Source organism: Thalassobacillus sp. CUG 92003, from assembly GCF_013618635.1.
GTDB lineage: Bacteria > Bacillota > Bacilli > Bacillales > Halobacillaceae > CUG-92003.
Map to the genome: position 1 here is coordinate 142,168 of NZ_JABLSJ010000001.1, position 26,919 is coordinate 169,086.

At 38.1% G+C, this 26,919-nt stretch carries 22 protein-coding genes; 20 read left to right on the top strand and 2 right to left on the bottom strand.

Annotation, left to right across the window (positions count from 1 at the left end; genetic code table 11):
• The first annotated feature begins 149 nt into the window (after positions 1 to 149).
• Positions 150 to 4,487 carry a S8 family serine peptidase gene (locus HOP45_RS00660; RefSeq protein ID WP_370457933.1) on the top strand — a complete coding sequence of 1,446 codons (4,338 nt, stop codon included), beginning with the start codon at positions 150 to 152 and terminating at the stop codon, positions 4,485 to 4,487.
• A 486-nt stretch (positions 4,488 to 4,973) separates the two neighbouring features.
• Here the strand turns inward: HOP45_RS00660 and HOP45_RS00665 are convergent, their stop codons facing one another.
• Positions 4,974 to 5,969: a C40 family peptidase gene (locus HOP45_RS00665; RefSeq protein WP_181346882.1), complete on the bottom strand. Its 996-nt coding sequence runs from the start codon at positions 5,967 to 5,969 to the stop codon at positions 4,974 to 4,976.
• A gap of 439 nt (positions 5,970 to 6,408) precedes the next feature.
• Between HOP45_RS00665 and HOP45_RS00670 the strand changes: the two genes are divergently transcribed.
• The 18 genes from HOP45_RS00670 (at position 6,409) to HOP45_RS00755 (ending at position 25,970) form a co-directional block, all read left to right on the top strand.
• Positions 6,409 to 7,455: a GNAT family N-acetyltransferase gene (locus tag HOP45_RS00670; protein ID WP_181346883.1), complete on the top strand. Its 1,047-nt coding sequence runs from the start codon at positions 6,409 to 6,411 to the stop codon at positions 7,453 to 7,455.
• 137 nt (positions 7,456 to 7,592) lie between these two features.
• Positions 7,593 to 8,372: a YveK family protein gene (locus HOP45_RS00675; protein ID WP_181346884.1), complete on the top strand. Its 780-nt coding sequence runs from the start codon at positions 7,593 to 7,595 to the stop codon at positions 8,370 to 8,372.
• Positions 8,347 to 9,039, top strand: a complete 693-nt coding sequence (locus tag HOP45_RS00680) for a CpsD/CapB family tyrosine-protein kinase (protein WP_181346885.1) — start codon at positions 8,347 to 8,349, stop codon at positions 9,037 to 9,039. Before HOP45_RS00675 ends, HOP45_RS00680 begins: the two co-directional genes overlap by 26 nt.
• A gap of 196 nt (positions 9,040 to 9,235) precedes the next feature.
• Complete coding sequence (locus tag HOP45_RS00685) at positions 9,236 to 10,168, top strand: LCP family glycopolymer transferase (RefSeq protein WP_181346886.1); 933 nt, start codon at positions 9,236 to 9,238, stop codon at positions 10,166 to 10,168.
• A 116-nt stretch (positions 10,169 to 10,284) separates the two neighbouring features.
• A complete protein-coding gene (locus HOP45_RS00690; protein WP_181346888.1) occupies positions 10,285 to 11,058 on the top strand; it encodes a tyrosine-protein phosphatase in 774 nt (257 codons plus the stop codon).
• Positions 11,059 to 11,092: 34 nt separating this feature from the next.
• Positions 11,093 to 12,934: a polysaccharide biosynthesis protein gene (locus HOP45_RS00695; protein ID WP_181346889.1), complete on the top strand. Its 1,842-nt coding sequence runs from the start codon at positions 11,093 to 11,095 to the stop codon at positions 12,932 to 12,934.
• Between the two features lie 58 nt (positions 12,935 to 12,992).
• Complete coding sequence (locus HOP45_RS00700) at positions 12,993 to 14,303, top strand: nucleotide sugar dehydrogenase (RefSeq protein WP_370457934.1); 1,311 nt, start codon at positions 12,993 to 12,995, stop codon at positions 14,301 to 14,303.
• Positions 14,304 to 14,349: 46 nt separating this feature from the next.
• Complete coding sequence (locus HOP45_RS00705; protein WP_181346892.1) at positions 14,350 to 15,459, top strand: glycosyltransferase family 4 protein; 1,110 nt, start codon at positions 14,350 to 14,352, stop codon at positions 15,457 to 15,459.
• 22 nt (positions 15,460 to 15,481) lie between these two features.
• Positions 15,482 to 16,756: an O-antigen ligase family protein gene (locus tag HOP45_RS20910; protein WP_181346893.1), complete on the top strand. Its 1,275-nt coding sequence runs from the start codon at positions 15,482 to 15,484 to the stop codon at positions 16,754 to 16,756.
• Positions 16,749 to 17,612, top strand: coding sequence for a sulfotransferase family protein (locus tag HOP45_RS00715; RefSeq protein ID WP_181346894.1), 864 nt, complete (start codon positions 16,749 to 16,751; stop codon positions 17,610 to 17,612). The genes HOP45_RS20910 and HOP45_RS00715 overlap by 8 nt, the downstream gene beginning before the upstream one ends.
• 19 nt (positions 17,613 to 17,631) lie before the next feature.
• Positions 17,632 to 18,771 carry a glycosyltransferase family 4 protein gene (locus HOP45_RS00720; RefSeq protein ID WP_181346895.1) on the top strand — a complete coding sequence of 380 codons (1,140 nt, stop codon included), beginning with the start codon at positions 17,632 to 17,634 and terminating at the stop codon, positions 18,769 to 18,771.
• A gap of 373 nt (positions 18,772 to 19,144) precedes the next feature.
• Positions 19,145 to 19,942, top strand: coding sequence for a putative capsular polysaccharide synthesis family protein (locus HOP45_RS00725; protein WP_181346896.1), 798 nt, complete (start codon positions 19,145 to 19,147; stop codon positions 19,940 to 19,942).
• A 30-nt stretch (positions 19,943 to 19,972) separates the two neighbouring features.
• A complete protein-coding gene (locus tag HOP45_RS00730) occupies positions 19,973 to 21,199 on the top strand; it encodes a flippase (protein WP_181346897.1) in 1,227 nt (408 codons plus the stop codon).
• 575 nt (positions 21,200 to 21,774) lie between these two features.
• Positions 21,775 to 22,371 (top strand): sugar transferase, encoded by a 597-nt coding sequence (locus HOP45_RS00735; RefSeq protein ID WP_181346899.1) that lies wholly within the window; start codon positions 21,775 to 21,777, stop codon positions 22,369 to 22,371.
• A complete protein-coding gene (locus tag HOP45_RS00740) occupies positions 22,355 to 22,891 on the top strand; it encodes a GNAT family N-acetyltransferase (RefSeq protein WP_181346901.1) in 537 nt (178 codons plus the stop codon). Before HOP45_RS00735 ends, HOP45_RS00740 begins: the two co-directional genes overlap by 17 nt.
• Complete coding sequence (locus tag HOP45_RS00745; RefSeq protein ID WP_181346902.1) at positions 22,884 to 23,837, top strand: 1-aminocyclopropane-1-carboxylate deaminase/D-cysteine desulfhydrase; 954 nt, start codon at positions 22,884 to 22,886, stop codon at positions 23,835 to 23,837. Before HOP45_RS00740 ends, HOP45_RS00745 begins: the two co-directional genes overlap by 8 nt.
• Before the next feature lie 2 nt (positions 23,838 to 23,839).
• Positions 23,840 to 24,814, top strand: a complete 975-nt coding sequence (locus HOP45_RS00750; RefSeq protein WP_181346904.1) for an ATP-grasp domain-containing protein — start codon at positions 23,840 to 23,842, stop codon at positions 24,812 to 24,814.
• A 13-nt stretch (positions 24,815 to 24,827) separates the two neighbouring features.
• Positions 24,828 to 25,970 (top strand): aminotransferase class I/II-fold pyridoxal phosphate-dependent enzyme, encoded by a 1,143-nt coding sequence (locus HOP45_RS00755; RefSeq protein ID WP_304650454.1) that lies wholly within the window; start codon positions 24,828 to 24,830, stop codon positions 25,968 to 25,970.
• Between the two features lie 10 nt (positions 25,971 to 25,980).
• Here HOP45_RS00755 and HOP45_RS00760 read toward each other — a convergent pair whose 3' ends face one another.
• On the bottom strand, positions 25,981 to 26,448 hold the full coding sequence (locus tag HOP45_RS00760; protein WP_181346905.1) for a YdcF family protein: 468 nt from the start codon (positions 26,446 to 26,448) through the stop codon (positions 25,981 to 25,983).
• Between the two features lie 300 nt (positions 26,449 to 26,748).
• Here HOP45_RS00760 and HOP45_RS00765 point away from each other — a divergent pair, with 300 nt between their 5' ends.
• Entirely contained in the window at positions 26,749 to 26,919 is a 171-nt protein-coding gene (locus HOP45_RS00765; protein ID WP_181346907.1) for a hypothetical protein, read from the top strand.

A 26,919-nucleotide genomic window follows, 5' to 3' on the forward strand; every position in this document is an offset into this window, starting at 1 on the left:
GTCACATATTCTTACATTTTGTCTAATTATTGCTTTTTTTGTAAATTGATTTGTTAGAAAACTTCGAATATAATTAATATATGCAAATAGAGAAGGGAGGGTAGGGTTCATACTTTCGGAAAAATTATAAGGGGGATGTCTTTTTGAACGTGAAGAAAAGTCTAATTTTGTTCTTTATCTTCTTGTTAGCTTTTTCGAATTCGGCTTTTGCAGCATCTGGGATTCCGAATAAGAATCTAGGAAAATCGAATGCTCAGAAACCGCAAACGAAGAATGTGCTCAAGGCCGAAGACAATGAAAAGCAGTATGCACCGTCAGACGATGTCAGAGTTATTGTCGAATTACAAGATGAACCTGCCCTGTATTCAGCTCAAAGTATGGGAAAGAATTACAGTGAGCTGTCTGAATCTAATCAAAAGAAATTACGGACAGAAGCGCTAGACGCGCAACAGCAAGTGAAAAACAAAATTTCACAACAATCGATTCCGATGGATTATAAGGAAAGTTTCACTACTGTTGTGAACGGTTTCAGTGGAACCGTGAAGTACAAGTCGATCGAAGTGCTCGAAAGCCTTCCGAATGTCGGCAAAGTACATATCACACACGAATACGAGCGTCCGACAGAAGAACCGGAAATGCTGTATAGTAAAGAGCTTGTCAAAGCGCAGCAAACGTGGCAAGACTACGGCTATAAAGGGGAAGGGATGACCGTCGGGGTTATCGATACAGGAATCGACCCTGGTCACCAAGACATGATTCTCAGTGAGGAAACAGAAACAGAAATTGGCGAGCAAGATGTAGCTGATTTGAAAGCAGAAGGCGAGCTTCCCGGTAAATACTTCACCGAGAAAGTTCCTTACGGCTACAACTATGCGGACGAAAATGATACCGTCAAAGATTTAGGTCCGGAAGCCAGCATGCACGGGATGCACGTCTCGGGTACGGTCGGAGCTAACGGTGACGAAGATAACGGTGGTATTAAAGGGGTGGCACCTGAAGCGCAAATTCTTGGCTTGAAAGTGTTCGGTAACGACCCGGAAATGCCATCGACGTACAGTGACATTTACGTCAAAGCAATCGACGATGCGATCATCTTAGGCGCAGATGTTATTAACATGAGCTTAGGATCAACAGCCAGCTTTGTGAAACCAGAGGATCCAGAACAGAAAGCGGTCGAGCGTGCGGTTGACAATGGCGTCATGATGTCCATTTCCGCCGGGAACTCCGCTAAACTAGGTGAAGGATTCGGAAATACATTTGCTTCGAACCCAGATACCGGCGTTGTCGGTGCACCTGGCCTGTCTGCTGATTCCTTGCAAGTCGCAGCATTTGAAAATGAGTACTTGATGCTCGATGCCTTCAACACGCAAATTGATGGAGAAGCATCAGATCCCGTCGCCTTTCTTTCGGCAAGTGACGTGTCACCCGAGTCACTCGGTGAAGGTTACCATGAAGTCGAATATGCCGGGTTAGGAAGAAAACCAGGCGATTCTGATGCGAATCCGGAAGCGAACGACTTTGAAGGTGTTGATGTCGAAGGTAAGATCGCCTTGATTCAACGGGGCGAATCAACGTTTGTCAGCAAGACGCTGAATGCTCAGGAAGAAGGAGCTATCGGGGTCATCATTTTCAACAACGTCTCAGGTTATATCAGCATGGCTTCCAGTGGAGAAATCGACATTCCACAGTTGTCCACGCTGAACGAACCGGGAGCTAAGTTAAGAGATGAGATTCAGGCGGGTAACACCGTGGAGATTTCCTTCCAAGGTGAAGAAGTCAAATCCAAGAACCCTGATGCTGGCAAAATGGCTGGTTTCTCCTCTTGGGGAACGACGCCGAACCTGGATTTCAAACCTGAAATCACAGCACCAGGAAGTAACATTCTATCCACGCTTCAAGACGATGAATACGGCATGATGAGCGGAACGTCTATGGCTGCTCCGCACGTGTCGGGTGGCTCTGCGCTCATGATGCAGCGCGTTGACGAAGAATTCTCGCTCGAAGGCAGAAGCCGCGTGGAAATGAGTAAAAACATTCTCATGAATACGTCTGTTGCAGAAGAAGATAAAGGTCTTTACAACGATGCTTATCAAACAGGTCTTCCATACTCCCCTCGTCTGCAAGGCGCCGGGTTAATGGACCTGCATGCTGCGATGAGCACGCCTGTTGTGGCGACCGAGAAAGAATCCGGACTTGGAAAAGTGTCTCTGAAAGAAATGGACACGCAAAAGTCCTTTACACTGGAACTTGACAATGTCAGTGACGAAAGCGCGATTTACAACGTCGCTGGGACTGTGCAAACGGACTTGGTTTCTGGAAACGAAAACCTTGGTGAAACACAAGGGGTTTACAAAGCCGGAACCATCAGTGAGGAAGAGCCTTATGCCGGTGAATTCCCGATCGAAGTTTCGTCTTCAAATGGCAGTGAAGTCGAAAATGGCTACCAGGTTGTTGTACCAGCCAATTCTTCAATCGAGGTGGATGTCTCCATCGACTTGAGCGATGCTGTCACATGGTTTGACGAGCGTGGCCTTGAAGAAACATTCGAAAATGGCAACTTCGTCGAAGGTTTTGTCACGTTTGAAGATCCGAACGATTCCAATCCTGAATTATCCGTACCATACGTCGGATTTAACGGCGAATGGGACGAAGCGCCTATCGTGGATGACTCCATCTATGATGAAAACGGCGAGCCGTTCTACGGCCAAACAGGACTGGTGACACCAAGCGGACCTGTCTACAACTATCTTGGTGTTGACCCATTACTCGGTGAAGATGAAACGTTGACCGGTAATGCGTATAACGTCGGGTTCTCACCAGATGGCGATGGTTCACGTGAGAAAGCCGTTCCCGTCCTATCATTCTTGCGAAATGCCAAAGATGTGGAATTCAACATCTTGAATGAAGACAAAGAAAAACTACGCACCATCCGGACACAAGATGAAGTCCGCAAGCACTACTTTGATGGCGGCGCTGCTCCAGCTTTCGATATTTATGCGCAGAGCGCCTGGGATGGTAAAGTCAAAGGCGACGTCGTGGAAGATGGTCAATACTATTATGAAATCAAGTCAGTCGTCGACTACCCTGATGCCGACTGGCAATCGAAGACGATTCCGGTCAAAGTCGACACTGAAGATCCAGAATTGGATGTATCCTATGATTCTAGCAATGGCGAAGTAAGCTGGGATGCATTTGATGACGGCGCAGGACTTTCCCATTTTGATGTAGTCGTGAATGGGGATAGTGTCCTAGAAGAGCCTCTCTCTGCGGGTACGGACTCTTATACACTTGAAAATACGGAAGATGCCAGCAACGTAAGAGTCATTGCCCATGACTATGCTGGCAATAGCGAGACAGGCAGTGTGACTGATGGATCCGATGAAACTGTTCCATCCCTTCGCGCGATAACACCTGAAGCGTTATCCGTAACCGATAATAAAGACGTTCAAGTCGCAGGCTATGTCGAAGATGATTCGGAAGTAACTGAGCTTACGATCAACGGTAAACAAGCCGAATTGTCCTGGGATAGCGCAAATCAACGTTACAACTTTAACGAAACCATTACCTTTAAATCAGACGGTGTGAAAACGATCGACTTCCATGCCTCTGATGATAGCGGAAACGATATCTCCTTCAAGCGTCGCGTCATTCTCGACTCTTCGAAACCAGAGTTATCCATTGATGGTCCGCATATCACAGACCAGAATCAAGTTGATCTAGGTCTGAACATGAAGGACAATTACGATGAACTTCGTCTCAGAGTTGACGGCAGTGAAGTGTACAAGCAAATCTTTACAGAGCCTTACGAAATGAGAAGCTCTGATAAAACGTACGAACACACCGTGAACCTAGACGAAGGTAAGAACACCTTCGAAGTTGAAGTGGAAGACCTTGCTGGCAACACCGTGACGAAGCAAGTGACCATCTATCAATCTGATGAAGGACCGCAAAAATTTGATGATGTGCCAAATGGGTTCTGGGGTAAAGAAGCCATTGACAAACTCAATGTTGCAGGCGTCATCAATGGTTACCCTAACGGCAACTTCGGTGTGAATGATGACATCACACGCGTACAAGCCGCTCAAATGATCGTGCGTTCCCTTGATCTTGATACCTCAGACGTTGAGAATCCAGGCTACTCCGATGTGAGCCCTGGAGACAAAGGATACAAGGAAATCGCAGCGATTGCTGAAAGTGGCATTATGCAAGGTATGCCTGGAGGCGAGTTTGCTCCAGAAGGTAAGTTGACACGTGGCCAAATGGCCAAGATCGTTGTTGAAGCATACGGACTGGAAGGAAGCACCACCGATCGCTTCAAGGACGTTTCGAATGGCTACTGGGCTGTTGATTACGTCAACACCTTGAAAGCGAACCACATTACCAACGGTTATCCAGACGGTACATTCAAACCGAAAAATAACACGTTGCGTGCGGAATTCGCTATGTTTGTCGCTCGTGCAGAAGATGAGCGTTTAAGAGAAGAATAGAGTCTGAAAAGCCTGAGGCCGCGTCATGCGGACCTCAGGCTTTTTTTTGATTGACTTCTAGTGTTGATGTTTCATAGATCCCCTGGGGCTATACGAATGCGAGCTTGGTTTGTAGAATTGTCCAGCTCCGGCGTCTAGCGACTAGTGAGACTCCCCTCGCTTCTGTACGATAAGTCAACATCGAATCACGTCGTTCTTCGTGTTTCCTTTCCAGTCCATACGCCGCTGACCAGCCGCCTCCGCTTTTATTTGAACTGTCTAGCGGCCTCTGCTTTAAAGGGGGGATCTTTGCTGAATGAGGCTTTTCCGCATAAATCATCGGTTTTGCCGCATAAACCTTGAAAGTTGCTCATAAATCCTGCTTTTCACGCGTAAAGTGGGCATTTTCCCGCATAAATGGCGAAAATGCCGCATAACCCTCTGCTCGCTCAAAGTATGGCCAGTAAAAAAGGGATTCCCGTAACTCGGGAATCCCTTCATTCATGATTAGTTTAATGCTCTTGTTAAGAAGACGGCAAATTCGCTGCGTTTAGTTGCTGCATCAGGTTTGAATGCGTTGGCGCTGTAACCTTTAGCAATTGAATGTGCTGTTAGAGCTTGGATGTCTTCCTCGCCCCAGTGGCCTTTTGTATCAGCGAAACTCTTGCCGGAGCCATTTAAATTAAATGCTTCTTTGAATAGAGCAGCGATTTCGGCGCGTGTAATTGGTTGTTCGGGCTTGAATTTGCGACCGTTGTCATAGCCATCGAAGTAGCCTTTGTTTGTAGCTGAGTTGATGTATTCTGATGCCCAGTGCGGTGAATTGACGTCGGTGTAATCATTCCCTGGCGACTTCGGCAGATCCAATGCGACACTCAGCATTTTAGCGGCTTCTGCGCGTGTGACTTTATCATCTGGGTTGAAACGTTCGTTGTAACCTTCGATAATGCCTTGTTTGCTCAACTTCTCAATCTTATCAGCTGCCCAGTGTCCATTGGGAACATCGTGATATTGACCGACAGGAAGCGGCTTGCTTTCAGCTGATTGCGAGTCTTTCGCTTGCTCTTCAATGACGCGTTTCGCTCCAGTGTAGTTGCGGTCCCAATAGTCCGTAAGCGAGGTGACTTGAATGCCGGTTGACGCGTTCTCGGCTGAGATCATTTTATTGTTGCCTATGTAGATACCAACGTGCCAGACCGGGCTGCCGAAGAAGACGAGGTCGCCTTTTTGCAGGTTAGAGCGGCTGACGTAATCACCTTGTGAATATTGTGACCCGGACGTACGGTTCAGATCGATACCGGCTTTATTGAAAACGAATTGTGTGAAGCCGGAGCAGTCAAAACCTGAATGCGGGCTGGTTCCGCCGTAGCGGTACGGCGAGTCTGAATAGCGTTTGGCGATGTCGATGACTTGGCTTGCGGTGCTTTTGGCGGCGGTTTTTTGTGGTGCAAAAGCTAGAAACACGACTGAACAAGCGACTAACAATAATCCTAATTTTTTCACGTAAAACTTCCCCCTAGTTATGTATGTAACTGTCTCTTAATCTATTAACTAGCCTACCACACCATGATTCGTCATGATTTTACAGTTGTATAACAATTACGTTTCAAGGGTTTTGCGAAATCGACACGTGGGTATATGAAATTGGTTAACTGCCGCACATTGAACCTTGATTTTTTTTATTACAAAACGAAAAGATTATCGGATAAATCTTGTCTTAACTAGAGGGTGGGGCTTATGATTTGTAAGGAGTTGTCCATGCTCTGTGATAAAGAACTAAAGGAAATTTGATATAGAATGAGACCTGTAAGGGTGAGTGAACGTCAAACTGATGTAACTCTCCCTGAGCGACTTGTAATTTTTTGAAATTGTAGCCAACTTATAAACTTATGCGGTGCGCGTTCCGATAAGAGGATAAGCGAGCCTAGAAAGGGAGATCGTTATGCCGATTCGTCCATATCAACCAGGAGATGAAGACAGAATTCAGACTTTGTTTACGAAGGTCTATGAAAGAGAGCAATCGATGGAAGAATGGCGCTGGAAATATGAAGGGCCGCCGCGCTCAGATAATCCGTGGATCCTCGTCTATGAAGAAGATGGGGAACTGCTGGGGCATATTGGATTATGGGTCATGGATGCCTGGATTCAAGGAGAACCGGCGCTTTTGGGGTTGAGCCTCGATGCGATGGTGGACCCGGAGGCACAATTACAAGGCATTTATACCGAGTTGAATAAAGAAATGATTCAACGGGCCCGGGCGGAAGGCTTGGACTATTTATACGGTTTTCCGACAGAAGAAGCAAAGTACCATTTACTCCGCCATACGGAAGGCATTCACCTGGCCAGCATCACGCGCTATCGCTCCACGTTGAACCCAGGTGCGCTTGCGGCTAACTTTCACCCTGCCTTAAAGTCATTCAACACAGTCGGCAAAGGGTATCGCAAAGCCTTATTCCGCGCACCCGCTGCACCTGTGTCGGAAGGACGCGTCATCGAAGAGGTGCTCCATTGTGATGAACGGTTCGATGAATTGGCCGAATCGGCAGCCCAGGCAAAACCGATTATGGTGCAGCGGACAGCTGACTTTCTTAATTGGCGGTATTTCGATCGTCCTGACAAGCCTTACCGGATGATTGCATTATGGGAAGCGGACAAAGTGCTCGGCTATGTCGTCTTTTCCATCGAAGAGGTCGCGCATCGCAAGGGTGTCTATTCCGTTGCCAATATTGTCGATTGGCTGGCGCTTGATGACCCGGATGTGCGCAAGCAGTTAGCACGGACGATTCGCGAACACGTCAAGCATTGTGACGTATTGCAATCATGGGCGATGAAGGGTGATTCAGCCAGCCATCAATTGCTGACGAAAATTGGTGTAAGGCGAAAAGATGAGCCGATGCCTGTAGTTGTCCATCACCTCGGCCACCTGGATGCGGTTTTCTTTAATGCAAATAATTGGCGGTTACTCCAGGGTGACGTCGATACGTTTTAACAATTTGCTAAAATTTGTGGGTTGATGTGGGTCCTTTGCATTATTCGACAAAAAGAGTCAAACAAAACGGCTTGCTATGTTATAATGAGGCTATTCATTTTCTGGAAAATTACAGTACTTTTGGAGGGACACATGTAATGGAGGAAACCATATCATTGAAAGAGATCGGGCAGGTGCTGAAAAAGCGGTGGCTGATGATTGTCAGTATCGCGTTCAGTGCGTTGCTCATTGCGGCCATTGCCAGCTATTTTATTTTGACACCAACGTACGAAGCATCGTCGCAGATCCTCGTCAATGCGCAAACCAATCAAAACAATCAAAATGAATTTACGCAGAGTGACATTCAAACCAACGTTAAACTTATCAATACATATAACGTTATCATTAAAAGTCCGACGATTTTAGAATCGGCCATTTCGAACATGGATACATCGATGAGCACGGGCGAATTGCGCGAAAAAATGCAAGTCGCAAGCGAACAGGATTCGCAAGTGGTCACGTTGACGATCACCGATACGAACCAAGAACGGGCAGCTATGATGGCAAACTCGATTGTCGAAGTATTCAAGGCAGAAATTCCACAACTAATGAACGTCGACAACGTGAACATTCTATCTCCAGCCGAAGTACAAGCGGACCCGTCCCAGGTAAGCCCGAAGCCATTTTTGAACATGGCAATTGCGCTTGTTGTTGGCCTGATGGTGGGTGTGGGTCTGGCATTCTTACTCGAATACCTCGATAACACGATCAAAGAAGAGGAGGACGTTGAGAAGCAGCTTGGTCTTCCCGTTATGGGGATCGTGACTCATATGGTTGATGAAGATATTAAAAGCGGTCAGCAGCATCAGGATGCACCCGCGATGCCGCAGCAACGAAGAGGGAGGAACTCCTATGCGCAAGAAAAGAAAACTGTCTAAAGCGAATGTCCGGACGCTCATTGCCCAGATCAACCCGCGTTCACCGATCTCAGAGCAATATCGGACGATACGAACGAACTTACAATTTGCTTCTGTCGATAGTGACTTGCGCAGCATGATGGTCACCTCGGCCGGTCCTGCGGAAGGGAAATCCTTGACGACAGCCAACCTGGCGATTGTATTTGCCCAGCAAGGGAAAAATGTGCTCCTCGTTGATGCGGACTTGCGTAAACCGACGATCCATTATACATTCCGGGTCCAAAATACTGCTGGACTGAGCAACTACTTGATTGGGGATAAACATTTTGATGAGGTAATAAATCCGACCTCTGTTGATAACCTCGATGCCATCACGTGTGGGCCGATTCCGCCCAACCCGTCGGAGCTGCTCGGGTCAAGTTCTATGCAGCGCATGCTGGATGAAGCTTACACGAGATACGATGTTGTCATTTTTGACACACCGCCTGTACTAGCAGTTACCGACGCGCAAATCATGGCGAACTTAAGCGACGGCGCATTGCTTGTTGTGCGCAGTAAAGAAACGGAAATTGAAGGAGCAAGACGTGCGAAAGAATTGCTTGAGCAGTCAAATGGTAAACTGCTTGGCACAGTATTGAATGACGTAGAGCGTAAGAATAAAAATTATTATTATTATTATGGAACATAATTAATCCTTCCCCTGTAGTGTTTTTCGCTGCAGGGGATTGAGTTAGGGGATCTAATACTATGGCGGAATAACGTCGGTGTTTGTCGAATCCGCCAAACTTTCGACTTATTTTAGTTGTATTTCGCCAGTCTGATATTATCATGTCCTCTTTAATCCCTTATAATAGGCAAAAGTTAGGAACGGTGAGGTGTGTACAATGGTAGCACGAACGGATAAACACAAACCAAAAAAAAGAAGAAAATGGCTCTGGATTACATTGCTGACCCTGGTGCTCGTCATAGCTGGAGGCGGTGCTTATGCTTACTCCATCTTCAGTGATGTGAAAAGCACCGTTGATGAAAAGCTCCACGAACCGGTCTCAGGCATTGATAGTGACGTAACCAAGAAAAAAGTGAAAGAGGAAAAACCAATTAATATCCTTCTCCTCGGGGTGGACGAACGCAGTTATGATGTCGGTCGTTCGGACACAATAATTGTCATGACTCTTGACCCAGCCAATAATCGCATGCAAATGGTCAGCATTCCACGCGATACTCGGACTAAAATTGTTGGAGAAGGGTACCAGGATAAAATTAATCACGCCTATGCGTTTGGTGGCAGCGAAATGTCTGTGAACACGGTGGAGAATTTCCTGGATATCGAGTTGGACTACTATATGCGTATGAACATGGAAGGTTTGGAACAAATGGTCGACCAAGTCGGCGGTATCACGGTTAACAACGATTTGGCCTTTACACAAAACGGTATCCAGTTTAAAAAAGGTGAAATTGAGCTTAATGGCAAAGAAGCACTAGCTTATGCTCGTAACCGCAAAGATGATCCGCAAGGCGACATTGGGCGTAATGAAAGACAGCGGGAGGTTATTCAAGGCGTCCTCGATAAAGGGGCCAACATGAACGCTGTGAGTAACATCGGTAAGTACATGGATGTGCTTGGACAAAACATGAAGACAAACATGCAGTTTGAAGACATGCGCAACCTTGCGACTAACTATCGAAGTGCCCGCAAGAATATGGAAACTTATCAGATGACTGGTGACTCCACCTATATTGATGATATTTACTATCTGCAAATTCCGAATCAGGAAGTGCAGAAGGTTCATGACATGATAAAAAACTATCAATCTTAAACATGCGAACATAAAAAGCATATGATGTGTTTGACACCGAATATGCTTTTTATGTTTCATTCTCATGCAGAGGGTTATAGTTCAACTAAGTCATTCAGGAAGGGAAGCGAACAGCTATGATTGATATACATAGTCACATTCTACCTGGTGTGGACGATGGGGCAGCGACAATTGACGATAGTCTTGCCATGGCCAAGAGTGCCATCGAGGATGGAATCGATACCATCGTCGCCACCCCCCATCATTGCAACGGTCAATACAATAATTATAAACGCGACATCATGAAGCGCCTCTATGAATTGAACAATGCTTTGAATCAGGCTAATCTCCCGCTTACTATCCTTCCAGGTCAAGAAACACGGATTCACGGTGATATGACCCAAGCTCTCGAAGACGATGATATCCTTTCGATTAATAATACGAACACCTATGTATTTGTTGAATTGCCATCAGATCAAGTTCCCCGTTATACCAAGCAGCTGTTATTCAATATTCTGCGCCAAGGTTATATGCCGATCATCGTTCATCCCGAACGAAATGCAAAACTCGTCAAAGAACCACATCTTCTCTATGAATTCGTGCAAAATGGAGCCTTCACGCAAGTGACTGCAGCGAGTGTGTGCGGGCATTTCGGGAAGAACGTTAAGAAATTCTCCCAACAATTGATTGAAGCGAACCTCGCTCATGTGATTGCGACGGATGCACATAACACAACCTCGAGAGGCTTCTGTCTAAGCGAAGCCTACCAGTCTATCGAGACAGAATACGGTGCCGCTGTCTCCTATTTTTTTCATGAGAATGCGAAATTTGTAGTAGAAGGCGAGATGCTGGCAGCTGACTCCCCGCAGCCGATCAAGCGAAAGCGCGGGTTATTAGGCTTATTCAGGTGATGATCTAATTTCAGTAGAGAAAGGAGTGTGAAACATGACCTACAGCAAACGATTAGCTCTACTTATATTGATTGACTCCATGATTGTCACGTTTTCTATCTTTATGTCGCACTTTTTCCTCAATCCCTACGTGAAAGTCATTGATGTCATGATGATTGTTTCCGCCATTGTATTACTGCTGACGCATCATCTGTTCTCTCATTTTTTGGATTTATATCGAAAAGTATGGCGGTATGCTAGTTTAGAAGAGTTGCTCGGCATTCTCGTAGTTGTATCAGCATCGATTCTTATTACGGCATTTATCCAATTATCTTTCTTCGGATCCGTTTATGAACGTGCGCTTACCGTCACCTGGATGCTTCATATCATATTGTTAGGCGGCGTACGATTTGCGTGGCGTTACTACAATACATATGGAATTAAACTGGCACCAAGACGTAGTGCAGCCACCACTAACAATATGGAGCGGAAGCGCACGTTGATCATAGGCGCAGGGGCTGCCGGACAGATGTTAGCCCGACAGATGAAAGGGCACGAACAAGAGGTGGAGCTCGTTGGTTTTATCGATGACAACTTCACACTGCACCATCTAACCGTGGCGAACTTACCTGTATTAGGCAATTCAGATGACATTACTCGCATTGCAAAAAAGTACGCTGTTAATCATATCGTCATTGCCATGCCATCTGTTGAGCGTTCACGGGTAAAAGAAATTATTACCGAATCACAAAAAGCCGTGAAAAACGTCCAAACTCTTCCGATGCTAGAGGATCTCGCTTTAGGGAACGTGTCCGTCAATCAAATTCGCGATGTGTCGATCGAAGATTTACTAGGTCGTGAGCCGGTTGAATTGGATATTCAGTCTATTTCGAACGAAGTCCAAGGACGAACCGTGTTAGTAACAGGTGCAGGTGGGTCAATTGGATCGGAAATATGTCGGCAACTGCTGAAGTTCCAACCAAGGAAGTTAATCTTATTAGGTCACGGAGAAAATAGCATTTATACCATTCACATGGAACTGAAGGAATGGGGCGTTGATGCGGAACTTTATCCGATTATAGCGGACGTCCAGGACCGAGAACGTATATTTGAAATCATAGAGCTACATCAACCTTATTATATTTATCACGCTGCGGCCCATAAGCACGTGCCGTTGATGGAAGCAAACCCGAAGGAAGCGCTCAAAAACAATGTGCTCGGGACGAAGAATGTGGCCGAAGCGGCCGATCAGGCAGGTGTTAAAAACTTTGTCCTGATTTCTTCCGACAAAGCCGTTAACCCAACGAATGTAATGGGTGCCACGAAAAGAATGGCGGAGATGGTGATCCAAAGCTTAAGCAGTTATAGCAGGACAAAGTTTGTCTCTGTAAGGTTTGGCAATGTATTAGGAAGTCGAGGCAGTGTTATCCCCTTATTTAAAAAGCAAATCGCAAATGGTGAACCCGTTACGGTAACACACCCTGAAATGACTCGTTATTTCATGACGATCCCAGAGGCATCCAGACTCGTTATTCAAGCTGGAGCGCTTGCAAAAGGCGGTGAAATCTTTGTGTTAGACATGGGTGAGCCGGTAAAGATTGTGGAATTAGCGCAGAATTTAATTTCATTATCTGGTTTTAGTGAGGATGAAATTCCGATTAAATTTAATGGAATAAGACCTGGTGAAAAAATGTATGAGGAATTACTCGGGGAGAATGAAGTTCATGATAAACAAATCTACCCAAAGATACGGGTAGGATTAAACAAAAACATTCCGCAAGAGAGTTTATTTGGTTTTTTAAATACTAACATTGAACAGTTCTCCGATAATGAGATAAAAAAGAAGATTTTTGGGATCATTGAAGAAAAAGAGTCACCTATTAGTAATATGTACTAGTCTATATAGGTTATTTAAATCTGGGGATTTGTATTATATATATAATAGAAAGAGGAGTATTTTCATGTACATGGATTTAATAGAAAAAAAAGAAAAATTATCTATAATTGGATTAGGATACGTTGGATTACCTATTGCGATGGAGTTTGCAAAAGTATTTAATACAGTAGGATTCGATATTGATGCAGACAAAATTGAAAATTATAAGGATGGGATTGATTCAACAGGAGAAGTTGGCAATGAGGTATTAAAAAGCACTAGTTGTTTATTTACAAGCAAAGAAAATGAGTTAAGTGAGTGTAAATTCCATGTTATTGCGGTCCCTACCCCTATAAATAATGATAAAACACCTAATCTTAACCCAGTAATTGAAGCAAGTAAAATAGTCGGACGCAATTTATCAAAAGGCTCAATAATAGTTTATGAATCAACAGTGTATCCGGGGACAACTGAGGAGATTTGCATCCCAATCTTAGAAGCAGAATCTGGATTAAAGTTTGGTGTTGATTTTTACGTAGGCTATTCACCAGAGAGAATAAATCCAGGAGATAAAATAAATACAATTACTAAAATAATGAAAGTGGTGTCTGGCTCTGATAATAAAGTATTGGACATTATTTCTAATGTGTATGAATCCATAATTGATGCTGGAGTTTACAAAGCTGAATCCATAAAGGTTGCTGAAGCATCTAAAGTAATTGAAAATGCCCAGAGAGATATTAATATAGCTTTTATGAATGAATTATCTATAGTATTTAATAAAATGGGAGTGGACACTAAATCAGTAATAGAAGCTTCCTCAACTAAATGGAATTTTTTGAAATTTCATCCGGGACTAGTAGGCGGTCATTGTATAGGTGTGGACCCTTATTATTTCACTTATAAAGCTGAGCAGCTAGGGTACTACTCTCAAATAATTTTAGCAGGTAGAAAAATAAATGACGAAATGGGTAAATATGTTGCTTCTAATGTTATTAAGCAAATAATACGTTCTGATCAAAAGGTAAAAAATGCAAAAGTTGCTATATTTGGGATGACATTTAAGGAAAATGTTCCTGATGTAAGAAATTCAAAAGTTATAGATATAATCAACGAACTAAAAGAATACGGCGTAAATGTGCTAGTACACGATCCTCTAGCCAACAATGAAGAAGTTGAGAATCAATATAATATAAATTTAGTATCGAGAGAGGATTTAGTTGGACTTAGTGCTATAGTTTTAGCAGAGCCCCATAACGTATTTCTTAACTATTATGAAATAGATTATTTAGATAAACTTTTTAGTAACCAAAAAGTATTGGTAGATATCAAATCAAGGTTGGATAAAAAAGAATTACAATCAAAGGGGTATTATTATTGGAGTTTATAATAACTAACCTAATAATATTTATTATACCTTAAAAAAGGATGAAAGTATGAAAGTTCTGCATATAAATTCAAATTATGAACAATCTACAATTTATCCAAAAATGGTGAGTAGTTTAATTAACCTTAAAGTGAATAGTAGAGTGTTTTATCCCATTTATTTAAAGACATCAAAAACAAAGAAATTTAGCGAATTTGTCGATGTGTCGCAGTGTTTGAGTAAATATGATAAGTATTTATTTTTTCATAGGAATAAAAAAATGATGTGTAATTTATCAAAGCTATACAACATCAATAGTTTTAATATTTCACTAGCTTATTCACTATTCTCAAATGGTTTTCTCGCCTATAAACTTTATAAAAGATACAGAATACCGTATGTAATTATTGTTCAAAATACGGACGTTAACTTCTATTTTAATAAAATATTTTTATTAAGAAGAATCGGAAGAAAGATATTAAGAAACTCCTCGAAAATAATTTTCCTTTCACCAACATATAAAAGGCATGTAATAAATAAATATGTTAATGAAAGTGAGAAAACACTTATTGAAAAAAAGTCCGAAGTAATTCCATTTGGCATTGATCGATATTGGATAGAAAACATATATGTTCCAAAGAAATTAGATTCTTTGAAATCACTAGATATTCTTTACGTTGGAAAGGTAAATGAAAACAAAAATATATTAACAACCATAAAAGCATGTCAAGAATTAATTAAAAAAGGTTATAATGTAAAATTTACAGTTATTGGAAAAGCGGGAGATGAAAAAACTAGTTACTTAATCAACAAATATGAGTTTATTAATTTAGTACCATTTATCAGTTCCAAAGAGAAGCTAAAGGAATTTTATAGAAGTTGCGATGTTTTTGTAATGCCTTCTTTAAAAGAATCTTTTGGGTTAGTGTATGCTGAAGCAATGAGCCAAGGTACTCCAGTAATATATACAAAAGGTGAGGGGTTTGATGAAAATTTCACAGACGGAAAAGTAGGTTTTAGTATTAATCCATTAGATCATAAAGATGTTGCTAATAAGATAATAAAAATAATTGGATCCTATGACAAAATTTCGAAAGATTGCATTAAAAATGTTAATAAATTTAGTTGGAAAGTTATTGCACAAGAGTATAAAAGAATTTTCAACCAAATTATAGGATGATGTTAATCGTTAATATAGAGGTGTGATTAAAATAAATAAACAAATAAAAACCACAAATTTATTGATTATAAGTTTATTCCTCTTCTTAGCTACTTTGTATCTAGTAACAGTGGAACAACTTCAGTTTGCAAAGGTGCTAATCTTTCCACTTTTTTTTATTGTAGTTTTATTTCTGAATATGGCAGATAACTATATAGAAAAAAGGAAATTCTCAATTAATCACTTGTTATGGTTTTTTACAACTATCCCAATTACTTTTAGTTTGATGTATACTTATTCAATGGTAAATTCTATTGAATTCGCAGCTACTTATATTCTTATAATAATGATATTCGCACTTCTCTCCTTTAGAGAAGATTATTATTATAACTTCACCAAATTACATTTAATATTTTCATGTTTTATCGTTTTTATGACCTTTTTCTCCTATATTAGTTTTGACGTATTTAGCCAAATAGTTCTTCCATTTTTGACTGAAGGGGCCCAACGACAAACTACCTACTTTAATCAGATTGGTCTTTCTTCTGGAGTTAGTGGTCAATCTGGCACTAACGCGTTTCTAATTTCAACAGGACTCGGGATATTGATGATAAAAAGAAAAAATTTAGTGAATTGGATAATAATACTTTGTTTTATTTTTGCTCTCATGTTAAGTGGAAAAAGAATCTTTATTATAGCAAATTTGGCATCTTTGATAATTGTATATTGGTTTTTTTATACTAATCATTCATTTCTAAAAAAAACTATGCTATCTACCTTCTTTACAATAATGATGATTATTCTCATAATTATTTACTCCGAAGATATAATTAATTTTTTTGAGTTAAATGCTAATAATTTTGCTAGTGGTCGATTTGAACTTTACTTATATGCATGGGAGTTATTCACTCAAAAACCATTTTTAGGATGGGGAATAAATTCTTTTGCAGAACTTTCCTTTGATAATGTTTTTGCTGGACGAGGTATAGATGTCCATAATGTATATTTACAACTTTTAACTGAAATGGGTATATTCGGCGCTTTTATAATTACTTTTGTGTTAATCAGTACTTTAATCTACACTATTTATTTGAACTTTCAAAATAATGGAAATTCTAGTGAAATCATTGAAGTTTTGCAGGTTTCTACATACATGCAATCTTTATTTCTATTTTATAGTGTAACAGGCAACCCATTCTATAATTACAATTTTTTGATGATTTATCTGATGTTTGTAGCTCCCTTATATATTGTACAATTGAAATTAAAAAATAAACCCCAGAATAATAATTTTATTAAGGATGAAACTTATGACTAGAAAACCGGATTTTTTTATTGTCGGTGCAGCGAAAGCAGGGACAACTTCGTTATATGAATATTTAACTCAGCATCCAGATATATATATGCCTGACCATAAAGAACCTCATTATTTTGGTGAGTACAAGGCTTCAGGAGCGTATATAGATAATTTAAAAGATTACCATTCACTATTTAAGGGTGCTTCTATGAAGACTAAGGTTGGTGAAGCATCTACTTCTTACTTATATTCTACAAAGGCAGCTAAAGAGATAAAAAAATATCAACCAAACGCAAAAATTATTATAATGTTAAGAAATCCTGTGGATCGAGCCTATTCACTTTACTGGCACCAAGTCAGAGATAGTTTTGAAAGTCTTAGTTTCGAAGAGGCACTAGAAAATGAATCTCAGCGCATTGATGAGGGACGAATGTTCGGGTTTCATTATGTACAGAGCGGATTTTACTATCAGCAAGTAAAAAGATACATGGATATATTTGGAGGGAGTAATGTCAAAGTTTGCATTTTTGAAGAGTTTAAGAAGGATCCTTTAATAATATGCAATGATATCTTTCAGTTTTTAGGAATAGAGAGACTAAATTTTATTAAAGCAGATATATATAATAAAAGTGGTCAACCTAAGTTTACTTCTATAAACAAAGTAGTTAACAAGAATTCTATAGCTAAGAAAGTTTTAAAAGGTGTATTACCTAAAAAATTTAGGAAAAAGTTATGGTATACATTTAAAAAGAGTAACCTTAAACCGGCTCCACCAATGAAAGTAGAAACTAGGGACTTTTTATATAAGAAATTTAATGAGGATATTGATTCTTTAGAAATTTTAATAGAAAAAAATTTGGATCAGTGGCGTATCTAAAATTGAAAGGATTTGTATTATGCCTAAGAAAATTATTCATATTGTTACTTCTTCAACTAGTCTCAGATTAATGGAAGGGCAATTGGAATATTTGAAAGACAATGGCTTTGACGTCTGCATTATTTCATCCCCTGGAGATGATCTGGAAAAAGTAAAAAGATTTACAAAGTATTCCGTACCTATGAAACGAGAAATAAGTCTATTAAATGATATTATTTCTCTTTTTAAGATTGTGAAAATTTTATTCAAGGAACAACCTGACTTAGTTAATTCAAGCACACCTAAAGCTGGATTATTAGGCAGTATAGCAGCATTTATAACAAAAGTCCCTGCTAGAATTTATACAATACGAGGACTAAGATTGGAGACTACTAAGGGAATAAAAAGAAAAGTACTATGGATGACGGAAAAAATTGCGTGTACATTATCGACACAGATTATCTGTATATCACCTAGCTTAAAAAAAGAAGTGGCAGAATTAAATATATCTGAATTATCAAAGATTACTGTGTTAAATAAGGGGAGCAGTAATGGAATCAACTTAGACGTTTATAGGGATCTAACACAATATGACGATAAATTAGTAAAAATAAGACACGAATTAAATATCAATCAAAATGATTTCATTATTGGTTTTGTTGGTAGAATTGTTAAAGATAAAGGTGTGGAAGTGTTAATTAAAGCATTTACTGAAATAAACAAAAGATTTTCAAATGTTAAATTAATTGTCTTAGGTAAGTTTGAGGAAGGAGATTCAATAAGTAAGGAAATTAAACATGAAATCATTAATAATGTAAACATAATTTATCAAGGATATGTTCAAAATCCAGTACCATATTTTTTAATAATGGATGTCTTGTTATTCCCCACACATAGAGAGGGCTTTGGAAATGTTAGTATTCAAGCTCAAGCTGCAGGGACCCCTGTAATTACTACAAATGCAACTGGGGCAAAAGATACAGTAGTTCATCAGAGAACAGGCTACATAGTACCTGTTGATAGTAAAATAGATATTATAGAACAAACTCTCTTCTTATTAAATAATAAAGATAAAAGGATAATGATGGGAAAAGAAGCGAGGAAAAGAGCTTTACATGATTTTAATTCAAATGAAATTTGGAAACAACTAACCAAACTATATTCACAATTGACAGTTTGATAATATATAAATTTATATAGTAAACTCGTAGTGAAATTTCTTCAGAACTGAAACGTAAAAACAAATTAGGCACACTTGGAGTTAACAATGAAATCAACAAAGACTTGTATTATCCTTATTTGAGTACAAGTAAAGAACAAGGTACACTCAAAAATCAGTTACTCCGCTGGATTCGTAACGGGTCATATTCAAAAAGAGCTGAGCACCCTGAAATTGATCATTTTGAAGACGTTTCCCTGATTATCGGTGTTCCTGAAGCATGCTCCAGGGGGCCCTTCCCTATACCTCCTATACTCAAATACGGAAGGAACGCGCTATTCATGTTGTGGGAACAAACACTAGCCAAATTTTCATATATTGAGAGGTCTAGATAATGAGATTACCAAAAGAATTTAAAAATTCTGTATTAATTTATCAAATGGGCAAAGTTGGCTCCACTAGTATTGAAACATATTTGAACCAAAACGAATATAATGTATTTCACTCCCATAGTTTTAGAAATCCAATAATGTATGATCAGTTTAAAGGGTTAAAGTCTGTTAGAGGATTTTTCCCTTTACATAAAAGATTAAAATACAAAATGATAACTAATTTATACTCAAAACAAATGCTATTAAAAATGAATAATAAACTAAAAATAATATCATTAGTCAGGGAACCTATTTCACGTAATATTTCGATATTTTTTCAAGGTCTCCATTTTCCGATATATGATATGAACAGAATGTATAATAATCGTTTTAATAATAACACTAGCAAAGATATGTTAAAAAGAATGTTTTTGAACCATTTCAATCATGAATATGGAATAAATTGGTTTGATTACGAATTCAAGAAAGTTTTTTCTGTTGATGTATATCAATATCCTTTTGATCAAGAAAAAGGTTATACAATAATAAATACAGATAAATTAGAAATACTCCTTTTACAAATGGAAAAAATGGGAGATCTTAAAGAAGAAATAGCAAGTTTTTTAGAAATTGATGATTTTAATTTTGTAAGAGTTAATGATGGGTCACAAAAGTGGTATGCTGAAGCTTATTCTTATTTTAAAGAAACCTTTGTACCTTCTGAAAATTATGTGAATAAACTCTACAATTCGAAATTTATGAACCACTTTTACTCTGGAGAAGATATAAGAAAGTTCAAACAAAAATGGATGAAATTTTGAATTTCTTAATGAATGTTGGAGTGTAAACTAGTGAAGAATTTTATGCCCAAAAGAATAACATCTAATTTATTTTTAACTAGGTTAATAGAAGCTTTTTTTGGTAAAGGTTCGTATATTGTTTTTACATTGATTTTTTCTATAGTTACAACAAGATTATATGGAGCTGAAATATTTGGAAAGTATTCTTATGCATTTACACTAGTTAGTCTCCTAATGGTGGTTGCCAAATTTGGGATGGACACAGGATTCGTTTATTCTATTCCAAGAAATAAGAATAAACACATTAGTATGGGGTTCTTAGTAAACCTCTTAATGTCTATAGTACTTATATGTACAGGTTTATTATTTACGAATGATTACTTTGTTAAGATAATGCTACCTTTAATTTGGTGTTTATCTATAGAACAGCTATTTTTTGGTATTTATCGATCTAAAGGTGAAATTAAAAAGTATTTTTTTGTGAATGGCTTTTTAGCAATGCTGTTAAGGATCTTTTTAGTATTAGTGTTCTATTTCCTTACTGGGAAAAACCCCTTTAGTATCGCAATTGCAGTATATATTTCTTTTATATTTTCAATCACTGTGTATTTCTTTCAAAACAAAAGTAATTTTAAAAGAATAGTCTTAGATAAGGATTTTTTGAAATATTCATTTCCTTTATTATTCTCCGGGATACTTGGAACTTTGATAGGCAAGACTGATATACTAATGATAGGGAATATGTTAACAAACCGTGATGTGGGTATTTATCAAATAATTCTGCAGTTATCCAATTCAGTTGCTATATTACTGGTTGTTTTTAATACAGTTTTCGCACCTCAAATATCAACTCTTTATCATGAACAAAGGCATGAAGATATGAAACAACTATACATTAAAACTACAAGATTATTGGCTATCGTGTCTTTTTTAATTACTCTAACTTTAATTTTAGGAAATGCATTCTTCTTAAATGTTTTTGGAACAGAATTTATAGAAGGCGATAATGCTTTAATTTTTCGTAGCATCGGACAGTTTATTAATATTTCTGTCGGAGGCGTATGGATAATGCTTTCAATGACAGGTGCACCGCATTTTCAGATGTATTCTAATTTTGGTGCTCTTACTATTAACATTGTTCTAAACTTATTATTAATACCTAAGTATGGAATTAGTGGTGCAGCATTCGCTAGCATGATAACTATAATAGTAACAAACGCTATTGGGTACATACTGGTATCTAGAAAATTTAAAATTAAGGTATTTAAGTTTTTTTAATAAAGACAAATTGAGGGATAGTGTACTATAGTATGTGTGAAAAACTTTAGGAAAAAAGAGAAAGGGTATCCTCATGATTTAACAAAAAGTTAATTCAAGAGAAGAAGCCCTGCTTATAGCTAATAGTATAATGAGTAGAAATCTAGAAAATCAATTGGACCAAATGGTGCGGATTTGTTATAAAAAAACTGGGAACTATCATCAAAGAGCTGAAAAACTTCTCTGAAATCGAACATCTTGATTTGAAAATATAGAAGAACGGCAACCATGTAGCGAATACAAAGGATGGAGGCAGGATTTTCAGTTCCTTCGCGAATTTAGACAAATGTCTTTCATACAGAAGTATTCTCTCTTTATCAAACTCCGAGAACAGTAGCTTGCGGAAAGGGTTTCACGATTTACCAGAAAGGCATGGTGACCTTAGCCTTGAAGATATTGTTTAAATACCGTTATGGGAAAGTGAGAAGGGGGAGATGATCTTCCTCTAAACAAACCTATTCAGTGAGTAATTTTCTAAGTGCTTGAGAAAATTTCAAAAACTATTGACAAAAATTTATGTTAAGGGAGAAAGTAGTATGTATCAAAAATTCGTAAAACGATTATTAGATCTGGTTCTATTGATATTTCTAATGATCCCCTTACTTCCAATTGGCACTATTATTGGTTTATTAATAAAGTTGGATTCAAAAGGAAGTGTGTTTTTTAAACAAAAACGACTAGGTAAATACGGAAACCAATTTGAAGTATTTAAATTTAGAACAATGGTTCAAAATGCAGAGAAGTTAGGCACAGGTATATTTACAAAGGATGAAGATCCTAGGATTACGAAGATAGGAAATATATTGAGAAAAACTAGTTTAGACGAATTGCCGCAAGTAATAAATGTTTTTAAAGGAGATATGAGTTTTATAGGACCCAGACCTCCAGTTCCTTATCATCCCTATAAGTATGAGAATTACAACAAGATACAAAAATTGCGTTTTTCTGTAAAACCAGGAGTTACTGGTATGGCACAAGCATACGGTAGAAATACTTTAACGTGGGACAAACGAATAGAGTATGATGTTATATATGTTGAAAATATTTCTTTATTTTTAGATATTAAAATTTTATTAAAAACTATAAAATCTATAATACGAAAGGAGAATATTTATCGTGAAAGCGGGAAGTAATTCTATTAATCTTAGGCTTTTTAATAAATCTGATATTGACTTAAAGGTTAAATGGATTAACGACGAAGAAGTTAATACCTATTTGCATTATGATTTACCCTTATGCCCTGACAGAACTTTAAATTGGTTTAATAAAATTATGTCAAATGATTCCAGGGAAGATTATGTTTATGAAGTTAGTACAGAGACAGGGTATTATCCTGTAGGTTTAATAGGATTGTTGAACATTGATAGAAAAAATAAAAAAGCTGAGTTTTATATAGTGAATGGTGAAAAAGAATTTTGGGGGAAAGGGCTAGCATTTGAAGCAACTGAATTATTCTTGAAACATTCTTTTTTAAAGTATAATTTAAATAAGATTTATTTATATACAGAAGTAGATAATTTACCAGCTCAAAAATTATTTGAGAAAGTAGGATTTACACAGGAGGGTCTAATGTATGAAGACTTAATTTATATGGGAAGGAAAGTTAATAGATATTACTATGGTATTTATAGAAAGGACTTTCTTAATGAATAAAATTAACTTGGTAAATCTGCCCACTCCTATTAATTTCTATGAAAATTATTTTTCAAACAATATATACATCAAAAGGGATGATTTAACAGATTTTGCTTTAGGAGGAAACAAAGTCCGGAAACTTGAGTATTTTATATATGAAGCCTTATATAATAATCATGATTGTATAGTTACATATGGTGGAACTCAATCTAATCATTGTAGGCTGACAGCTGCGGCAGCCAGTAAATATGGTTTGAAAGTAGTTTTAGTGCTTTCTAAAACTGAAAATTTTTCTACTGGTGGTAATTATTTTCTATATTCCTTATTTGATTCAGAAATAGTTTGGACTGACATTAATGATGTGCCGCTAGCAATAGATTCGACTTTAGCAGAATTAAAAAACAGAGGTTATAGCCCTTACTTTATTCAAGGTGGCGGTCATGGAGAGCTGGGTACCCATGCTTATAAAGTTGCATATGATGAAATTATTGAAGATCAGAGTAATATTAATTTTGATTATATTTTTCTTGCTTCAGGTACTGGAACCACCCAGGCAGGTTTAGAAGTTGGCAAGAATATAGTCCAAGCTGAAACAAATATAGTAGGAATAAGCGTAGCAAGAAATAATGAAAGAGGAAAGGATGTCATATTTAACAGTATTTCTGATTATTGCAGTTCACAAGAATTAAATTTAAGTATAAAGAAGGATGATTTAATATTTGATGATTCTTATATAGGTAAGGGTTATGGTGATATATATCATGAAGTTACACAGACAATTAAGAACGTTGCGAAAAAATCAGGAATTATTTTAGATCCTGTATATACGGGCAAGGCTTTTTATGGAATGCTGGATACTCTTTGGAAAAAAAACATTAAAAATAAAAATATCATGTTTTTACATACGGGGGGAACACCATTAATTTTTAATCATTATAATGAAATTGAAAGGAAGTACTATTAAGCATGAACATATTAGTGACTAGTGCGGGTAGGAGAGTCAAGTTAGTTCAATATATAAAGAGAACAATAAATAAGGTCGGTAATGTCACTGCGGTTGATTGTGATTATAATGCTCCCGCACTTCATTTTGGAGATAATTGGGAAATTATTCCGAGGGTTGACAGTAAGGATTACTTGTCATCAATAATTTCTGTTTGTAAGAAGCATAACATAAAAGGGATTATATCATTAATTGACCCAGAACTAGAAATTTTAGCTAAACATAGGGAAAAATTTAATCAGCTTGGCGTTGAACTAGTCCTTTCACCTTTGGGGATGATTGAATATAGTTTTGATAAACAAGAGACCTACAATTATTTATCCGAAATAGGGGTTCCTACAATACCAACATACAGTATCTTGAGAGAAGTTGAATCCATGTTAAAAAATAATGAAATTACTTATCCCTTAATTGTCAAACCTGGAAAGGGAAGCGCCAGTGTGGGTTTAGAAATTGTTAATAATCAAGCAGAACTAAAAGGTAGTTATTTAAAAGCAGATAATCTTATTATCCAACCTTATTATAAAGATAGAGAGTATGGGATAGATGTATATATTGATATGATAAGTGGGGAATTAATAGATTTATTCATAAAAGAAAAATTAAAAATGAGGTCTGGTGAAACAGATAAATCAGTCTCAATACATAATTCTTACATTGAAGAATTAGTAATGGAGTTTGTATCGAAAACAAACTTTTCAGGTCCAATAGATATCGATTGTTTCGAACATAAGGGTGAATATTATATTTCAGAGATTAATCCGAGGTTTGGAGGGGGCTACCCTCACGCGCATGAATTGGGATGTAATTTCATTCAATATTTAGTTCGTAACTTGTGTGGCGAAATTAACGATAATTATAATGGCTATAGGTACGATAACGGTTATATTATGATGAAGTATGATGATATTAGAATTATGGACGAACATGAAGGTTGATGGAGGAGATTATTTGCTACAAACGAAAATTTTTCTTTCTTCACCACACATGAGTGGAAGAGAGCAGAAATATATAGAGGAGGCCTTTGATTTAAATTGGATTGCTCCTCTTGGCAATAACGTTGATCAGTTTGAGTATGAATTAGCGAACTATAATACAATAGCTGGAGCCTCTGTTTTAACATCCGGAACGGCAGCTATACATCTTGCCCTTAGATTAACAGAAGTAACAAGTGCAGATAAGGTTTTTTGTTCTTCGTTGACTTTTGTTGCAACAGCTAATCCAATTTTGTATCAAGGAGCAGAACCCGTTTTCATTGATTCAGAACCAGAAACATGGAATATGTCACCTTTTGCTTTACAAAGAGCCTTCAATGATGCTGAAGCAAACGGAGAATTGCCTAAGGCAGTCATTGTTGTTAATCTATATGGACAAAGTGCCAAAATGGATGAAATATTAGAAATATGTGATCAATATGGTGTTCCTGTTATAGAGGATGCAGCTGAGTCACTAGGTAGCGAATTTAAAGGTCAGAAGAGTGGAACATTTGGAACATTTGGAGTCTATTCATTTAATGGTAATAAGATTATTACTACATCAGGTGGCGGTGCATTAGTTTCCAATGATTTAGAGGCTTTGGGGAAATCACGGTTCCTAGCTACACAAGCTCGAGATAAGGCTCTTCACTATCAACATTCCACAGTCGGATATAATTACCGTATGAGTAATATTGTAGCTGGAATTGGTCGAGCTCAGTTGGAAGTGTTAGATGAAAGGGTTAAACAACGTCGCGAGGTATTTAAGCGTTATTATGATGCATTTAAAGAGCAGATCGGATTCGCCTTTATGCCAGAAATGGAAGGAACTAAGTCTAATAGATGGTTGACGGCTTTAACTGTAGACCCTGAAAAAGTTGGCGTTTCACACCTTGATATTATTGAGGCTCTAGCTGAAGAGTATATAGATGCTCGACCGATATGGAAGCCTCTTCATTTACAACCTCTGTTTACAAATAATACATATTATCCTATAGAAAAAGGGTATAGTTTTTCTGATGAACTATATAAATATGGTTTATGTTTACCTTCAGGGTCAAATATGACAAATGAGCAACAAGATAAAGTGATAAAAACGATAAAAAAATGCATAAATTAAATGAACCCTCTTAGTAAAAAATTAGCCTTAACCAGTATACCGATAGTTTTAAGTATTCATTAAAGGTAGTCTTAATTTCTCTTTTGTTATCTCTAAATTCAGAAATTGTAGTGGAGTAAATTAACTTATATTTATTGGGGTCAAAAATAGTATCAAAAGTTAACTTTGTTCTGCGTGTATGGTAATTACTGGTGACGATAATAGCTGAATCAAGGTTATTACTTTTCATTAATTCTTTTGAAAATAGGGCATTTTCGAATGTACTCGTGGCTTCAGTCTCTTCTATAATAACAGCATGTGGAATTCCTAGTGATTCAGCGTTTTTAACATTTACAGAAGGTGCGGTTGAATTCGATAATATTACTTTATCAGCATACCCTTCATGATAAAGCTCGGCAGCATGTTCAAGTCGTTCTTCATTCCCGCTCAACACAATAATGGCATCTGATTTCTCGAGCTCATCGTCTTCAATGACCAAGAAGTCCGGCCCTAGTATGGCAAAAGTTATAAAGACAGATGTGAAGAGAAAGAGAAAGCTTAGCAACGTAATTAAAATGGTTTTTTTAATGGTCGTTTTTGAAATAGGCATAATATTAGAATAGTATATCAGGCAGGTTTTGCCAAATGATTTCATCTTCTGGCATTAGCTTGTTCAATAAACTGCATGACAGCGAGAGTTTCTTCTTCCGGAATCGGACTCTCTTTCCTTTTGATAAACACAACCACATCCTCCAACAATGAGGCGTGGTATGGCTTGTCGTCCTGATAGATTAGGAAGATGGATAGTCTTGTTTGGATAATACAGGTTGGCTTCAAACTGGCTGTGCCAGTGATGGTCGCCACGGATGATACCGAAGCGGTCGTCTTGCCATTCGGTGGTGATGACATCATAGGAGGGGTCGCATTGGAAAGTGATATTCTCGTAATTGGGACCGAGTATGGTGATTAG

Excerpts from the sequence above, each read along its gene's own strand:
- HOP45_RS00670 (WP_181346883.1), top strand. The coding sequence starts at position 6,409 with ATGCCGATTCGTCCATATCAACCAGGAGATGAAGACAGAATTCAGACT.
- HOP45_RS00675 (WP_181346884.1), top strand. The coding sequence starts at position 7,593 with ATGGAGGAAACCATATCATTGAAAGAGATCGGGCAGGTGCTGAAAAAG.
- HOP45_RS00680 (WP_181346885.1), top strand. The coding sequence starts at position 8,347 with ATGCGCAAGAAAAGAAAACTGTCTAAAGCGAATGTCCGGACGCTCATT.
- HOP45_RS00685 (WP_181346886.1), top strand. The coding sequence starts at position 9,236 with ATGGTAGCACGAACGGATAAACACAAACCAAAAAAAAGAAGAAAATGG.
- HOP45_RS00690 (WP_181346888.1), top strand. The coding sequence starts at position 10,285 with ATGATTGATATACATAGTCACATTCTACCTGGTGTGGACGATGGGGCA.
- HOP45_RS00695 (WP_181346889.1), top strand. The coding sequence starts at position 11,093 with ATGACCTACAGCAAACGATTAGCTCTACTTATATTGATTGACTCCATG.
- HOP45_RS00705 (WP_181346892.1), top strand. The coding sequence starts at position 14,350 with ATGAAAGTTCTGCATATAAATTCAAATTATGAACAATCTACAATTTAT.
- HOP45_RS00715 (WP_181346894.1), top strand. The coding sequence starts at position 16,749 with ATGACTAGAAAACCGGATTTTTTTATTGTCGGTGCAGCGAAAGCAGGG.
- HOP45_RS00720 (WP_181346895.1), top strand. The coding sequence starts at position 17,632 with ATGCCTAAGAAAATTATTCATATTGTTACTTCTTCAACTAGTCTCAGA.
- HOP45_RS00725 (WP_181346896.1), top strand. The coding sequence starts at position 19,145 with ATGAGATTACCAAAAGAATTTAAAAATTCTGTATTAATTTATCAAATG.
- HOP45_RS00735 (WP_181346899.1), top strand. The coding sequence starts at position 21,775 with ATGTATCAAAAATTCGTAAAACGATTATTAGATCTGGTTCTATTGATA.
- HOP45_RS00745 (WP_181346902.1), top strand. The coding sequence starts at position 22,884 with ATGAATAAAATTAACTTGGTAAATCTGCCCACTCCTATTAATTTCTAT.
- HOP45_RS00750 (WP_181346904.1), top strand. The coding sequence starts at position 23,840 with ATGAACATATTAGTGACTAGTGCGGGTAGGAGAGTCAAGTTAGTTCAA.
- HOP45_RS00765 (WP_181346907.1), top strand. The coding sequence starts at position 26,749 with ATGGATAGTCTTGTTTGGATAATACAGGTTGGCTTCAAACTGGCTGTG.